At 58.6% G+C, this 15,065-nt stretch carries 16 protein-coding genes; 10 read left to right on the top strand and 6 right to left on the bottom strand.

Annotated features, from left to right (window positions below):
- The first annotated feature begins 174 nt into the window (after positions 1 to 174).
- Positions 175 to 918, top strand: coding sequence for a phosphatase PAP2 family protein (locus B723_RS30455; protein ID WP_017340552.1), 744 nt, complete (start codon positions 175 to 177; stop codon positions 916 to 918).
- A gap of 105 nt (positions 919 to 1,023) precedes the next feature.
- Here B723_RS30455 and groL read toward each other — a convergent pair whose 3' ends face one another.
- From groL to B723_RS30475, 4 genes are all read right to left on the bottom strand, one after another.
- The gene (gene groL / locus B723_RS30460) at positions 1,024 to 2,667 is read right to left on the bottom strand and encodes a chaperonin GroEL (RefSeq protein WP_008032122.1); all 1,644 of its coding nucleotides are present in this window, start codon (positions 2,665 to 2,667) and stop codon (positions 1,024 to 1,026) included.
- Between the two features lie 49 nt (positions 2,668 to 2,716).
- Positions 2,717 to 3,010 (bottom strand): co-chaperone GroES, encoded by a 294-nt coding sequence (locus B723_RS30465; RefSeq protein WP_017340553.1) that lies wholly within the window; start codon positions 3,008 to 3,010, stop codon positions 2,717 to 2,719.
- Positions 3,011 to 3,257: 247 nt separating this feature from the next.
- Positions 3,258 to 3,734, bottom strand: a complete 477-nt coding sequence (locus B723_RS30470) for an FxsA family protein (protein ID WP_017340554.1) — start codon at positions 3,732 to 3,734, stop codon at positions 3,258 to 3,260.
- Between the two features lie 66 nt (positions 3,735 to 3,800).
- On the bottom strand, positions 3,801 to 4,532 hold the full coding sequence (locus tag B723_RS30475) for a HugZ family protein (protein ID WP_017340555.1): 732 nt from the start codon (positions 4,530 to 4,532) through the stop codon (positions 3,801 to 3,803).
- Between the two features lie 155 nt (positions 4,533 to 4,687).
- Here B723_RS30475 and B723_RS30480 point away from each other — a divergent pair, with 155 nt between their 5' ends.
- Positions 4,688 to 5,446 carry an SDR family oxidoreductase gene (locus B723_RS30480; protein ID WP_017340556.1) on the top strand — a complete coding sequence of 253 codons (759 nt, stop codon included), beginning with the start codon at positions 4,688 to 4,690 and terminating at the stop codon, positions 5,444 to 5,446.
- A gap of 131 nt (positions 5,447 to 5,577) precedes the next feature.
- Here B723_RS30480 and apbC read toward each other — a convergent pair whose 3' ends face one another.
- Positions 5,578 to 6,672 (bottom strand): iron-sulfur cluster carrier protein ApbC, encoded by a 1,095-nt coding sequence (gene apbC / locus B723_RS30485; protein ID WP_017340557.1) that lies wholly within the window; start codon positions 6,670 to 6,672, stop codon positions 5,578 to 5,580.
- A gap of 328 nt (positions 6,673 to 7,000) precedes the next feature.
- Between apbC and metG the strand changes: the two genes are divergently transcribed.
- The 8 genes from metG (at position 7,001) to B723_RS30525 (ending at position 14,010) form a co-directional block, all read left to right on the top strand.
- The gene (gene metG / locus B723_RS30490) at positions 7,001 to 9,052 is read left to right on the top strand and encodes a methionine--tRNA ligase (protein WP_017340558.1); all 2,052 of its coding nucleotides are present in this window, start codon (positions 7,001 to 7,003) and stop codon (positions 9,050 to 9,052) included.
- Positions 9,053 to 9,191: 139 nt separating this feature from the next.
- The gene (locus B723_RS30495; protein ID WP_017340559.1) at positions 9,192 to 9,761 is read left to right on the top strand and encodes an Rnf-Nqr domain containing protein; all 570 of its coding nucleotides are present in this window, start codon (positions 9,192 to 9,194) and stop codon (positions 9,759 to 9,761) included.
- A complete protein-coding gene (rsxB, locus tag B723_RS30500) occupies positions 9,758 to 10,972 on the top strand; it encodes an electron transport complex subunit RsxB (RefSeq protein WP_017340560.1) in 1,215 nt (404 codons plus the stop codon). The genes B723_RS30495 and rsxB overlap by 4 nt, the downstream gene beginning before the upstream one ends.
- On the top strand, positions 10,959 to 11,948 hold the full coding sequence (locus tag B723_RS30505; protein WP_017340561.1) for an RnfABCDGE type electron transport complex subunit D: 990 nt from the start codon (positions 10,959 to 10,961) through the stop codon (positions 11,946 to 11,948). Before rsxB ends, B723_RS30505 begins: the two co-directional genes overlap by 14 nt.
- Entirely contained in the window at positions 11,945 to 12,553 is a 609-nt protein-coding gene (locus B723_RS30510; protein ID WP_017340562.1) for an RnfABCDGE type electron transport complex subunit G, read from the top strand. Before B723_RS30505 ends, B723_RS30510 begins: the two co-directional genes overlap by 4 nt.
- Positions 12,550 to 13,059, top strand: a complete 510-nt coding sequence (locus B723_RS30515; protein WP_017340563.1) for an Rnf-Nqr domain containing protein — start codon at positions 12,550 to 12,552, stop codon at positions 13,057 to 13,059. The genes B723_RS30510 and B723_RS30515 overlap by 4 nt, the downstream gene beginning before the upstream one ends.
- A 25-nt stretch (positions 13,060 to 13,084) precedes the next feature.
- A complete protein-coding gene (nth, locus tag B723_RS30520; protein ID WP_008032146.1) occupies positions 13,085 to 13,723 on the top strand; it encodes an endonuclease III in 639 nt (212 codons plus the stop codon).
- Positions 13,724 to 13,830: 107 nt separating this feature from the next.
- Complete coding sequence (locus tag B723_RS30525; protein WP_017340564.1) at positions 13,831 to 14,010, top strand: PA3496 family putative envelope integrity protein; 180 nt, start codon at positions 13,831 to 13,833, stop codon at positions 14,008 to 14,010.
- Between the two features lie 89 nt (positions 14,011 to 14,099).
- Here the strand turns inward: B723_RS30525 and B723_RS30530 are convergent, their stop codons facing one another.
- Positions 14,100 to 14,726 (bottom strand): response regulator transcription factor, encoded by a 627-nt coding sequence (locus B723_RS30530; RefSeq protein ID WP_017340565.1) that lies wholly within the window; start codon positions 14,724 to 14,726, stop codon positions 14,100 to 14,102.
- Between the last annotated feature and the right edge of the window lie 339 nt (positions 14,727 to 15,065).

The raw sequence follows: 15,065 nt of genomic DNA on the forward strand, positions 1-15,065 counted from the left end.
CAGCTTAAGGCCTGGCGTGGCTGAGGGCTAGGACTGCGTGCAGTGGAAAACCCTGCCGGCAAACCTGTCGAGCCCTTGACGACTTTTTCACTATCGATTCACACAGCAGCGACACAACCGGGTTCAAACTCCGCGCGGCTGCGCTCTCAAGAACTTACCGACTAAGGAACTGCCATGGTTTCGACCCTTGCCCGCCCCGCCTCTCGCCCGCTCAATTTCTGGGTGTGCCTGGGTGTTCCCGTCGTTGCGGCGATCATTCTGGTGCTGCTCGAACTGACGTCCCTGGACATGGACCTGGCCCGGCTGTTCTATGACCCGGCGGCTGGAGACTTCATCGGGCGCCACAGTTTTTTCCTCGAAGACATCCTGCATGACCGTGCCAAGCAAGTGGTCATCGCCTTCTCGGTGTTCGCGATTTTCGGTTTCATCGGTGCCTTTTTCATCGACTGGCTCAAACCGTTCAAACGGGAATTGGGTTGTATGGTGCTGTCCCTGGGACTGGCGACATCCTTTGTCACGCCGATGAAAGCGGTGACGGCGGTTCAATGCCCGTGGAGTCTGGAACAATTCGGCGGTCATGAGACCTACAGCGAACTCCTCAGCCCTCGCCCGCAGACGGACAAACCCGGCCGTTGCTGGCCCGGCGGGCATGCCGCGACCGGGTTCACGCTGTTTGCCTTGTTCTTTGTGCTGCGGGATCGGCGTCCGCGTCTGGCACGTAAAGCCTTTATTTTTGCCTTCACGTTGGGCACGGTGTTTTCCGTGAGCCGGATGATGCAGGGCGCGCACTTTTTCTCGCACAACGTGTGGACGGCGATTTTCTGCTGGCTCATTTGTCTGGGATCGTACTACTACACCCTGTATCGCCCGGCTACCAACGTTGAGCGGGTTACCAAGTCACAAGCGGTTAGCGTTTGAACTGACATCATCGCGACTCGGTCTCCGGACGGCCCCACATCAAAGGCAATAAAAAACCCCGCCTGCTTTCGCAGGCGGGGTTTTTTCGTACGGGGTAAGGCTGGCTTACATCATGCCGCCCATGCCGCCCATACCGCCCATGTCTGGCATACCGCCGCCAGCTGGTGCGTCTTCCTTGATCTCGGCGATCATGGCTTCGGTGGTGATCATCAGGCTGGCAATCGACGAAGCCGCTTGCAGAGCCGAACGAGTCACTTTGGCCGGGTCCAGGATACCCATTTCGATCATGTCGCCGTATTCGCCGGTGGCAGCGTTGTAACCGTAGTTACCCGAACCCTGCTTGACCTTGTCGACCACTACGCTTGGCTCGTCGCCGGAGTTGGCAACGATCTGGCGCAGTGGCGCTTCAACAGCGCGGCGCAGCAACTGGATGCCAACGTTCTGGTCATCGTTGTCGCCTTTCAGCTCGGAGATTGCCTGCAGAGCGCGAACCAGTGCCACGCCGCCGCCAGGTACCACGCCTTCTTCAACGGCTGCACGGGTAGCGTGCAGGGCGTCTTCAACGCGGGCTTTCTTCTCTTTCATTTCAACTTCGGAACCAGCGCCAACCTTGATCACAGCAACGCCGCCGGACAGTTTGGCCAGACGCTCTTGCAGTTTTTCACGGTCGTAGTCGGACGAAGTGTCGGCCACTTGCTGACGGATCTGCAGAACGCGAGCCTGGATGTCAGCCTCAACGCCGGCGCCGTCGATCACGGTGGTGTTTTCTTTGGACAGGATCACGCGCTTGGCATTACCCAGGTGTTCCAGGGTAGTGCTTTCCAGGCTCAGACCGATCTCTTCGGAGATAACGGTACCGCCAGTCAGAACAGCGATGTCCTGCAGCATGGCCTTGCGACGGTCGCCGAAGCCTGGAGCCTTGACGGCTGCGACTTTGACGATGCCACGCATGTTGTTCACAACCAGAGTCGCCAGGGCTTCGCCTTCAACGTCTTCAGCCACGATCAGCAGTGGACGGCCGGCTTTGGCAACGGCTTCCAGGACTGGCAGCATTTCGCGGATGTTCGAGATCTTTTTGTCGACCAGCAGGATCAGCGGACCGTCCAGCTCGGCAGTCATGGTCTCTGGCTTGTTGACGAAGTACGGGGACAGGTAGCCACGGTCGAACTGCATGCCTTCAACAACCGACAGTTCGTTTTCCAGGCCCGAGCCTTCTTCAACGGTGATCACGCCTTCTTTACCGACTTTTTCCATGGCTTCGGCAATGATGTCGCCGATGGAGTTGTCGGAGTTGGCCGAGATGGTGCCGACCTGAGCGATGGCCTTGGTGTCAGCGCAAGGCTTGGACAGGGCTTTGAGCTCTTTGACGATCGCGATGGTCGCTTTGTCGATACCGCGCTTCAGGTCCATCGGGTTCATGCCGGCAGCGACGGCTTTCAGGCCTTCGTTGACGATCGACTGAGCCAGAACGGTAGCGGTGGTGGTGCCGTCGCCTGCGTCATCGTTGGCACGGGAGGCAACGTCTTTGACCAGCTGCGCGCCCATGTTTTCGAAACGGTCTTTCAGTTCGATTTCTTTAGCGACGGACACGCCGTCCTTGGTGATGGTCGGAGCGCCGAAGCTCTTCTCGATGATCACGTTGCGGCCTTTAGGGCCCAGGGTCGCTTTTACTGCGTCAGCCAGGACGTTGACACCGGCGAGCATTTTCTTACGGGCGGAATCGCCGAATTTAACTTCTTTAGCAGCCATGATCGATATTCCTTAAATACTTTGTAGTAGCGGGAAAATGAGCGGGAAATCAGCCTTCGACAACAGCGAGGATTTCGCTCTCGCCGATGACCAGCAGGTCTTCGCCGTCAACTTTCACAGTGTTGCTGCCGGAGTAAGGGCCGAACACAACCTTGTCACCCACTTTCACGGACAGCGCACGCACTTCACCGTTTTCCAGAACTTTGCCTGGGCCTACAGCGAGGACTTCGCCCTGGTTTGGCTTTTCAGCAGCCGAACCTGGCAGGACGATACCGCCAGCGGTTTTCTTTTCTTCTTCGCTGCGACGGACGACGACGCGGTCATGCAGAGGACGAAGCTTCATTGTCGATCTCTCCTAATTGTGGTTTTCATCGGCCGGTGTATTCCCGGCGGGTTTAACAAATCCGGCAGTGCCGGGTGCGGTTCGTCAAGCGAACCGCGGAAGTCTGTCTGGCATGATCGCCAGAAACCTTGCGGTGACCGTTACATAAGGGCGCATAAGCTTATTACAAGGGCGCGGATCGAAAATTTTTACATCCATGACCCGAAAACGAACACGGCACCCGAAGGTGCCGTGCAGGTGAAACGGTTTACTTGGAATCCCGGTGCTCGAACTCGCCTTCGATCACGTTCGGCTCGCGGCCCAGCGGCTGCTGCGGGGCAGGACCGCCCCGAGGCTGAAGGTCATCGGCGAACGCACGCTGACGGATCGCCGCCTCTTCGGCGCGCTGGCGCATTTTATTGGCCAGCAACCGGCGAGAGATCGGCAGCAACATGATCAGGCCCAGCACGTCGGTGACGAAGCCCGGCAGAATCAACAAACCACCCGCCAGGGCCAGCATCAGGCCTTCGAGCATGGTCTGGGCCGGCAGCTCGCCGCGGTTCAGGCTTTCACGCGCACGCAGCGCGGTTGCCAGGCCGGCGATACGCAGCACGAACACGCCGAGCATCGAGCCGAGAATGACCAGTAGCAGGGCCGGGAAAAACCCGATTGCACCGCTCACCTTGACGAATACGAACAGCTCCAACACCGGAAACAGTACAAAGAGCAATAAAAAAGGGCGCATCAAATGGTTCCTCAACGCAAGAATGCCTTGCCAGTGTTCCCTAGATGACGTCGCCATTGCGTGAATTCAAGCGTCGGCCACTTCATTTTTCGGCCAATGCTCGGCGTGAGCCAGAAAAACCAAGGCTTCGCGTACTTGTGTCGGCGTATTACATGGGGCTTGGAACGGTAGCCAGTAGAGCCCCTGGCCGATGCGCAGGTGCATGCCTTCCGAGTCGATCCCGGCCAATTGCGCCGGCTCGGTGTCCGGCAGGCCGGCGAGCTCGACATAGTGGGCGATGGCTTTGGCGTGGTCGGCATTCATGTGCTCGACCATGCTCACTTCCGCCTTGCCCGCGAAAGGATTGGCCAGTGTCAGCTGATCGACCCAGTGAATCGCACCAAAACCGCCGATGTAGCGGTGACGCACAGGGTTGAGCACCCAGAAATCGAAATCGTGGGCCTTGTGGTAGCTCTGCGAATCCGGGAAATAGCGGTAGTAACGCTCGGCCGCCGCATCGATGGCGGCCTCGTCCTCAAGCTTTTGCGCTTCGGCGAGGTAAGTCAGGCGACCGACGGCTTGCACGTCTTCGGCTTCACGCTCGCCCACGAACAGCGAACATTTCGGGTCTTTTTGCAGGTTATGCGTGTGCTGGGCGATGCGGCTGATCAGGATCAGCGGCCGACCCTGCCCGTCCAGGCAGTACGGAACCACCGAGCCAAACGGGAAGCCGGGCATCGCCTTGGAGTGCGTCGAGAGCACTCCACGGTATTCCTTGAGAAGCAATTCTCGGGCATTCTTGGCCGCTTCAACGCTCAATTTATGACTCCTTATATAGAATCCGTCGAAAAAACGGACAGGCGACTGATGAAAGTTACAGTCCGCCATCGGGGCAGTTCTCATGTGCACGTCCGGTGCAGATCGAGAGGCTCTCTTGCAGGAAGACCACTTCAACCTGTTACCGGGGCATGCGAATGCAACTCACTGACAAAGTAATCATTATCACGGGCGGTTGCCAGGGTTTAGGCCGCTCCATGGCCGAGTATTTCGCCGGCAAAGGCGCGAAGCTTGCGCTGGTTGACCTGAACCCGGAAAAGCTCGATGACGCCGTTGCCGCGTGCAAGGCCAAGGGTGTCGAGGCCCGCGCCTACCTGTGCAACGTCGCCAATGAAGAGCAAGTGACGCACATGGTCGCCCAGGTGGCCGAAGACTTCGGCGCGATCCATGGTCTGATCAACAACGCAGGGATCCTGCGCGACGGCCTGCTGCTGAAGGTCAAGGACGGCGAGATGACCAAGATGAGCCTGGCTCAATGGCAGGCGGTCATCGATGTCAACCTGACCGGCGTGTTCCTGTGCACCCGTGAAGTCGCGGCGAAAATGGTCGAGCTGAACAACAACGGCACGATCATCAATATCTCGTCGATCTCCCGTGCCGGCAACGTCGGTCAGACCAACTACTCCGCTGCCAAGGCCGGTGTCGCGGCAGCGACCGTGACTTGGGCAAAAGAGCTGGCGCGCTACGGCATTCGTGTGGCGGGTATTGCGCCGGGCTTTATCGAAACCGAGATGACGTTGGGCATGAAGCCTGAAGCGCTGGAGAAAATGACGTCCGGGATTCCGCTCAAGCGGATGGGCAAGCCGGAAGAAATCGCCCACTCGGCGGCGTACATTTTCGAGAATGACTACTACACCGGCCGGATTCTGGAGATGGATGGCGGGTTGCGGATCTAAAGCCCGACGCAAAACAACTGTGGGGGAGACGGACCTGCTCGCGATAACGGTGTGCCATTCAACAGTTGAGTTGACTGATCTAACGCTATCGCGAGAAGGCTCGCTCCCACAGGGGATCGTATTTCAGATCATCAATCGTCGCTGATGGTGATGTTCGGCATCGCCGGGGTCGCTGCTTCCTGCAACACAATCCGCGCGCCGACATGGCGGGCGAGTTCCTGGTAGACCAGCGCGATCGGGCTGTCCGGCTCGGCGATCACCGTTGGCTTACCGCCGTCGGCCTGTTCGCGAATGGCCATTGCCAGCGGCAACGAAGCCAGCAGTTCAACGCCATATTGGTTCGCCAGCTTCACACCACCGCCCTCACCGAACAGATGCTCGGCATGCCCGCAGTTCGAGCAGATGTGCACGGCCATGTTTTCCACCACGCCCAGCACCGGGATGTTGACCTTGCGGAACATCTCCACGCCTTTGCGCGCGTCCAGCAACGCCAGGTCTTGCGGGGTGGTGACAATGACCGCGCCGGCCACCGGGACTTTCTGCGCCAGGGTCAGCTGAATGTCACCGGTGCCTGGCGGCATGTCGATGACCAGGTAATCCAGGTCGCCCCACGCGGTTTGCGTGACCAGTTGCAACAGCGCGCCGGAAACCATCGGACCGCGCCAGACCATCGGCGTGTTGTCGTCGGTCAGGAACGCCATGGACATCACTTCGACGCCATGGGACTCGATTGGCACGAACCACTTCTGATCCTTGACCTTTGGTCGGGTGCCTTCGGGAATACCGAACATGATGCCCTGGCTCGGCCCGTAAATGTCCGCGTCGAGGATCCCGACCTTGGCGCCTTCGCGGGCCAGGGCCAGCGCGAGGTTGGCGGCGGTGGTGGATTTGCCCACGCCGCCTTTGCCGGACGCCACGGCGACAACATTCTTGACGTTGGCCAGGCCCGGAATCTGCGCCTGCGCCTTGTGCGCGGCGATCACAGTGGTGATATCAACGCGGGCACTGGTGACGCCGTCGAGGCCTTCGATGGCCATCTGCAGCATCTGTGCCCAGCCACTTTTGAACAGACCGGCGGCGTACCCCAACTCCAGCTGGACGCTGACGCGATCACCCTGGATGTCGATGTTGCGCACGCATCCGGCGCTGACCGGGTCCTGGTTCAGGTAAGGGTCGGTGTACTGGCGAAGGACGGTTTCCACCGCTGCGCGATTGACGGCGCTCATGGGCAACTCCGATAGCAAGACTGGAAAATCAGGCAGGTATCCTACGCCGGACATACATTTGTGGCGAGGGAGCTTGCTCCCGCTCGGCTGCGAAGCAGTCGCAATCAGGCAGACGCACTCCTTCCGCCGAAAACGGGTTGCAGGGTTTGGGGCGGCTTCGCCACCCAGCGGGAGCAAGCTCCCTCGCCACACACAAGCATTTTCACGCTGTTACTGCCTGTTCACAGGTTTGGGCATTCGATGCAACCGGAAACAGGCTGACGGGGTGAAAAATATGCGCCAGCGCTTTATAGTGGCCGACCTCCGTTTCATCAAGTAGCCGAGCCCCATGTCCGAGCCACGCAAGATCCTCGTCACCAGCGCCCTGCCCTATGCCAATGGTTCGATCCATCTTGGCCACATGCTGGAATACATCCAGACCGATATGTGGGTGCGCTTCCAGAAGCACCGCGGCAATCAATGCATCTATGTCTGCGCCGACGACGCCCACGGTTCGGCCATCATGCTGCGTGCGGAAAAGGAAGGCATCACCCCGGAACAACTGATCGCCAACGTCCAGGCTGAACACAGCGCCGACTTTGCCGAGTTCCTGGTGGACTTCGACAACTTCCACTCCACTCACGCCGAAGAAAACCGTGAGCTGTCGAGCCAGATCTACCTGAAGCTGCGTGACGCCGGGCACATCGCCACGCGCTCGATCACGCAATACTTCGACCCGGAAAAGAAAATGTTCCTGGCCGACCGCTTCATCAAGGGCACCTGCCCGAAATGCGGCACTGAAGACCAGTACGGCGACAACTGCGAAAAATGCGGCGCGACCTACGCACCGACCGACCTGAAGGATCCGAAGTCGGCGATCTCCGGCGCTACCCCGGTGCTCAAGGATTCCCAGCACTTCTTCTTCAAGTTGCCGGACTTCCAGGAAATGCTGCAAGCCTGGACCCGCAGCGGCACACTGCAAGACGCCGTCGCGAACAAGATCGCCGAATGGCTGGATGCCGGCCTGCAACAGTGGGACATTTCCCGCGATGCGCCGTACTTCGGTTTCGAAATTCCGGGCGAGCCAGGCAAATACTTCTACGTCTGGCTGGACGCGCCGATCGGCTACATGGCCAGTTTCAAGAACCTCTGCAACCGTAAGCCGGAGCTGGATTTCGATGCGTTCTGGGCCAAGGATTCCACGGCCGAGCTGTATCACTTCATCGGCAAGGACATCGTCAACTTCCACGCCCTGTTCTGGCCCGCGATGCTCGAAGGCGCCGGTTTCCGCAAACCGACCGGCATCAACGTGCACGGCTACCTGACCGTCAACGGTCAGAAAATGTCCAAGTCCCGTGGCACCTTCATCAAGGCCCGGACTTACCTGGATCACCTATCGCCGGAATACCTGCGTTATTACTACGCGGCCAAGCTGGGTCGTGGCGTCGATGACCTCGACCTGAACCTCGAAGACTTCGTGCAGAAGGTCAACTCCGACCTGGTCGGCAAAGTCGTCAACATCGCCAGCCGCTGCGCCGGTTTCATCCACAAAGGCAACGCCGGCGTGCTGGTAGCGGGTAACGCCGCACCGGAACTGACCGAAGCGTTTCTTGCCGCAGCGCCAAGCATCGCCGAAGCCTACGAGGCTCGCGACTTTGCCCGTGCGATGCGCGAAATCATGGGCCTGGCCGACCGCGCCAATGCGTGGATCGCCGACAAGGCACCGTGGTCGCTGAACAAACAGGAAGGCAAGCACGACGAAGTCCAGGCCATCTGCGCCCTGGGCATCAACCTGTTCCGCCAACTGGTGATCTTCCTCAAACCGGTGCTGCCATTGCTGGCCGCCGATGCCGAGGCGTTCCTGAACGTCGCGCCGCTGACCTGGAACGACCACGCGACCTTGCTCAGCAACCATCAGCTGAACGAGTTCAAACCGTTGATGACCCGTATCGACCCGGTGAAAGTGCAAGCCATGACCGACGCTTCGAAAGAAGACCTGACCGCGAGCCAGACCGACACGGGCGAAGCGGCACCTGCCGGCAACGGCGAACTGGCCAAGGATCCACTGTCGCCAGAGATCGATTTCGACGCCTTTGCCGCGATCGACCTGCGCGTCGCGCTGATCGTCAAGGCCGAACATGTAGAAGGTGCCGACAAACTGCTGCGCCTGACCCTGGACATCGGTGACGAGCAACGCAACGTGTTCTCCGGAATCAAGAGCGCTTACCCGGACCCGTCCAAGCTCGATGGTCGCCTGACCATGATGATCGCCAACCTCAAGCCACGGAAAATGAAATTCGGGATCTCCGAAGGCATGGTGATGGCGGCCGGCCCTGGCGGTGAAGAAATCTACCTGCTCAGCCCCGACAGCGGCGCCAAGCCGGGTCAGCGCATCAAGTAAGGTTCTGCGCGAAACCGATCCCACAGTCGTGCCCGGCGTGACTGTGGGATTTTCATGTCTGGCCCATAATGTCTCTGAAGTCGGGCTGCTCCTGCAGAGTTATCCAGCAACCAGCAATAATGTATGGATACAGACGATCATGACCGAGATTGTTCTTACGCTTATCAGCGCCGCCCTGATCAACAACTTCGTGTTGCACTGGCCGCTGGGCGTCGATCCGCTACTGAGCGCCGAGCGCCGCCAGGTGCATGCGCTGGGTATAGCGACGACCTGCCTGATGCTGATCGTCGGCATGCTCGGTCATGCCCTTTACCACGGACTGCTGGTGCCGTTGGGGTTGAGTTCGCTGGGCCTGTTCGTGTTTTTACCCTTGAGCGTTTTGCTGATCGCGCCACTGCTGACGTTGCTGCCGAAGGTGTTTTCCACGCTTTCGTTCGAAGGTCTCTGGCCATTGCTTCTCGGCAATGCCGGCGTCCTGGGGCTGGCGTTGATCAACGTGCGGGACGACGAGGGGTTTTTCCACGCTACAGCCCTGAGCCTCGGCGCCGGGCTGGGTTTCTGGCTGGTGCTGAGTCTGTTCTGCGACTTGCGCCAGCGCACCCTCGATAACGATGTTCCCCTGCCCTTTCGCGGCCTGCCGATCGACCTGATCGGCGCCGGATTGATTGCAGTGGCTTTTCTCGGATTCAGCGGACTGATCAAAACATGAGTCTGATTCAACGCATCGACGCGCTTTTGCCGCAGACCCAGTGCGGCAAGTGTGGCCACCCCGGATGCAAGCCGTACGCCGAGGGCATTGCCAGTGGCGAGCCGATCAACAAGTGTCCGCCGGGGGGCAGCGAAACCATCTCGGCGCTGGCCGAGTTGCTGAAAGTACCGGTGCTGGAACTGGACGTCAGTCGCGGTCCGGCACCGGCGCAAATCGCCTACATTCGAGAGGCCGAATGCATTGGCTGCACCAAATGCATTCAGGCCTGTCCGGTAGATGCCATCGTCGGCGCCGCGAAGTTGATGCACACGGTGATCATCGACGAATGCACCGGTTGCGACCTCTGCGTGGCGCCTTGCCCGGTGGATTGCATCGAGATGCATCCGTTGCCGCTGGCCACGGTGTTGCCGATTGTCGGTGGCCTGGCGTTCAGCCCTGAAGAACAACAGGCGCGCACCGCCAAACGCAATCACGCACGACGCCGTTTTGAACAGCGCAATGCACGTTTGCATCGCGAAGAAGAACAGAAACTCGCCGAGCGCCAGGCTCGGGCACACCGCGCGGCGCAACACACTGAAGTGACAACGCTCAACCCGGTTCAGGCCGCGCTGGAAAGGGTTCGTGCGCAAAAAGCGGCGAATGCCGACGCTGCGTTGAAAAAAGCCAAGATCGATCTGGCAATGAGCCGTGCCCAACTGAACAAATCGCTCAAGGCGTTCGGCCATCCGCCGACCTTCGAACAGCAATCGCAACTGATTGTCCTGCAACAGCAGTTTGAGGCGTCCGAACAAGCGCTGGCGCAGTTGGAAAGCAGTGCACCGCCAGCCGCTGTGCCCACGGCGCCAGTGAAGGACGCCGAGCTGAAACGGGCGAAAATCCAGCTGGCCATGCGCCGCGCCGAACTCAAGAAAGCCCAGGCCAGCGAGGCGCCGGCCGAGCAGATCAAAGCCTTGGAACACGCACTCGGCGACGCCGAAACAGCCCTCCACACCGCGGAGGCTGCGAGCGAACAACCTTTACCTGACCTGGCGCGTGTTGAAAAACGCCCCATCGACAACCAGCTTCGTCAGTTGAAAACGGAATTGGCCTACGCTCGCGCTGACGTCAGCAAACTCGAACGACGCAACGACACACCTGCCGAGCTGATGAACAAGGCGCGCGCCCGTCTCCAGGAAGCCGAGCGTCAGGTGGATGCCTATGTCGCCCCTTGAATCGGTCGACGAGCGCCTGCAGCAAGCCATGAAGTTGGTGTTGCTGGCCACCCTGCCTGGCATGCTGGTGTTGTTCTGGCTGTATGGCTGGGGGGTATTGATCAACCTGATGCTGGCCGGCGTTACTGCGTTGGCCGTTGAAGCGGTGGTGTTGCAGTTGCGCAAGCGGGAGCTCAAACCCACCTTGAGCGACGGCAGTGCGTTGGTCAGTGCGACGTTGCTGGCCCTGGCCTTGCCACCGTATTGCCCGTGGTGGCTGACGGTCTGTGCCGCGGCGTTCGCGCTGTTTGGCAAACAGCTGTATGGCGGAGTCGGGAAAAATCCGTTCAACCCGGCGATGCTCGGTTTTGCCCTGGTGCTGGTGACGTTTCCCCAGCAGATGACCCATTGGCCGTCCTCCCACGGCATGGACCTGCTCGGTGGTTTGCAACAAGTGTTCGGTTTCAGCCTGAGCCAGACGCCGGATGCCTGGGTCCAGGCGACGGCGCTGGACAGTCTGCGAATCAACAAAAGCCTGACCATGGACGAACTCTTCGCGGGCAATCCGGCCTTCGGCCACGTCGGTGCGCGCGGTGTGGAATGGGTCAACCTCGCCTTTCTGGCGGGCGGCATGTTTTTGCTGCAACGACGGGTGTTCAGTTGGCATGCGCCGGTGGGCATGCTTGTCAGCCTGTTCGTCATCAGCCTGCTGTGCTGGAACGGCTCGGGATCCGATTCCCATGGCTCGCCACTGTTTCATCTGCTCACCGGCGCAAGCATGCTGGGGGCGTTCTTTATCGTCACGGAGCCGGTGTCGGGCGCCAAAAGCCCTGGCGGGCGACTGCTGTTCGGCGCGGGTGTGGGGCTGCTGACCTACCTGATTCGAACCTGGGGCGGTTATCCGGACGGCGTGGCGTTTGCGGTGCTGCTGATGAACCTCTGCGTGCCGGCGCTGGACCGGTTTGTCACGTCGAGACAGGAGCGAGTTGCGCCATGAGCCGAGTGTCGAGCGTGGTGATTCTGGTGGTGCTGGCAGGCGTGGGGATTGGCGCAACTTACCTTGTGCAGCACAGTAGCGCGCCACGCATTGCGAACGAACAGCGCCTGATCGACAGCCGCAACCTGCTGGACCTGCTGCCCGCTGACAGCTACGACAATCAACCGCTGGAACAACCGTTGCGCCTCGACGATACGGGATTGACCAATAGCACATTGCTAGGCGGCTACCTCGCGACCAAGGCCGGCCAACCCAGTATCGTTTTGTTGCGCAGTCAGGCATTGGGTTATGCGGGCAGCATCGACTTGTTGATCGCCATAGGCGCAAACGGCAAGTTGGTGGGGGTCAAAACCCTCAGGCAATCCGAGACTCCGGGGCTGGGCGCGCGCATTGCCGACTGGCCAAATGCCTGGCTCAATGACTTTGCCGGCAAATCGCGAAGCGAACCGGCTGACAATGGCTGGGCGTTGAAAAAAGATCAGGGCCAGTTCGATCAGATCGCAGGGGCGACCATCACTTCAAGAGCCGTGATCAACGCCATCCACGATGCCTTGCGCTACTTCGATGAACATCAGAAACAGTTGATCGGGAACAGCCCCCCATGAATAAGTCATCGACGCTGCAAAACTCGCTGATGCTCGCACCGCTGATCGGCGCCACCGGCACATGGATGACCGCGCTGGGCCTGTGGTTGATGTTCATTGTGGTGATCAGTGCCTACGGCGTCGGCATGGCGGCCCTGGGACCACGACTTGTTCCGTCTGCCCGTTTGTTTGCCGGCATTTTGCTGGCCGCCACGCTGACCAGTTGCGCGGAGATCGCCGCACAAGTCTTATCACTCAAATGGCATCAGCAGGTGGGAATCTATGCCGGACTGATCGCCTTGCAATGTGTCGTTCTTGATCACATAGGCTTCTTCCAGAGCGCATTACGTGACCGCCTTCGCCTGTGTGGCCTGTTCGGTGCGCTGATGGTGGGCTTGGGCCTGCTGCGCGAACTCATCGGCTATGGAGGCCTGCACCTGGTCACTCTGGTCCCCGGCGGATTCATTTTGCTGGGTCTGGTGATCGCTGCATGGCAGGCCTGGTCCCGCCCGAATCCCTCACACTGACCGCTTTCGAGGAAATGCACTGCCCATGAATGCTGCAAAACGTCTGGAAATTTTCCGCAGGCTGCATGAAGACAACCCGGAACCGAAGACCGAACTGGCTTACTCCTCGCCCTTCGAATTGCTGATCTCCGTGATTCTCTCAGCGCAATCGACCGATGTCGGCGTTAACAAGGCCACCGCCAAGCTCTACCCGGTGGCCAACACGCCGCAGGCGATTTATGCACTGGGTGTCGAGGGATTGTCGGAATACATCAAGACCATCGGCCTGTTCAACAGCAAGGCAAAAAACGTGATCGAGACCTGTCGCTTGCTGGTGGAACGCCATGGAGGCGAAGTACCGCAGACCCGCGAAGAGCTGGAAGCGCTACCCGGCGTCGGCCGCAAAACCGCCAACGTGGTGCTCAACACTGCCTTTCGCCAACTGACCATGGCTGTGGATACCCACATTTTTCGGGTCAGTAACCGTACCGGCATTGCGCCGGGTAAAAACGTGGTCGAGGTCGAGAAAAAACTGATGAAGTTTGTGCCCAAGGAATACCTGCTCGATTCCCATCACTGGCTGATTCTTCACGGACGTTACGTCTGCCTGGCCCGCAAGCCCCGTTGCGGCAGTTGCCGGATCGAAGACCTATGCGAATACAAGCACAAGACTTCGGACGATTGAGGCGCTATTAGGTTTTTTGATTTATCGATTGAAAAAATCTTTTTTACCCACGCAGAGATTGTCGCTATAAGGGGCGCCAAAGGCAGTCTTAGCCTGGAGTTAACCTTATGAGCACTGGCAAAGAGCAATTGGACGTAGAAGAGGACTTCACACCCATTGAGGCCGATGACGCGGAACCGGTGGTTGAAGTGGCAAAGACCAACCTGAGCAAACGCCGCACGATCGACAACCTGCTGGAGGAGCGCCGACTGCAAAAACAGTTGGCCGATTACGATTTTGACCTATAACACCTGAAAGCCTCCCGAAACGGAGGCTTTTTTTAAGTGCGAAACCTCGAAAACACCCATTCACCCAGTCCCGTGAAGCGCTGGTGCAGTCACACCAGCCCATTGCGTTGAGCCAGTTCGATCAAGTCCACCAAGGACCGCGCATTGAGCTTTAACAACAGGCGAGTCTTGTAAGTGCTGACGGTTTTATTGCTGAGGAACATTCCATCGGCAATTTCCTTATTGGTCTTGCCTCGGGCCAACTGTTGCAAAACCATCATTTCCCGCCCCGACAAACGATCCACCATATCGGCTTCACTGGCGTTCCCCAGACTGGCACGCACTGTATGCAAAGCTTGATTGGGAAAATAACTGTAGCCAGACAATACTGCTTTTATTGCACTGAGCAACTCAGTGAGATCCTGTTGTTTGCAAACATATCCGGCAGCGCCAGACTGCATGCAACGCATCGAAAAATGTCCAGGTGCCTGGGAAGTCAATATCAGTACTTTCATTGGCATTGCTGCCGAGACAAGGCGCGCAATGACTTCCAGTCCATCCAGCTTCGGTATTCCTATATCCAGGATGACAATATCCGGCATATGTTCACGAGCCAGTTGTAATGCATCCACGCCATTATCTGTTTCTGCAATGACCTCGTAGCCATGACGTTCCATCAGCATACGTACCGCAAGACGAATGACGGGGTGATCATCCACGATCAGCACTTTATTCATGGGCAAGTCCAATTTTCGCTGTTCGAATTTTTAGAGCCCGCACAATAGCCTAGTCGTTTCACCCATGGCACGCCGCCCCTCCCGGTCACCCACACCGAGAGACATTCCCTACAAACAATGAGGAATATTCTTACAAGAAACCTTCGAGAGCTGCACGTCGGAAACTTTATTTGCTTTATGACATTACACTCTTCAACAAATTTTTTGTATCAATTTGAAAAATCAAAACCAAAATAATAAATCGATATCGGTGGTCCGACCTGCGCCTACAGTTGAGCTACCCTTAACGGACACCTGCATTTCAGGGTTCGCGAGACACATTGAAAACAACATATACAA

Source organism: Pseudomonas fluorescens NCIMB 11764 (assembly GCF_000293885.2).
GTDB lineage: Bacteria > Pseudomonadota > Gammaproteobacteria > Pseudomonadales > Pseudomonadaceae > Aquipseudomonas > Aquipseudomonas fluorescens_B.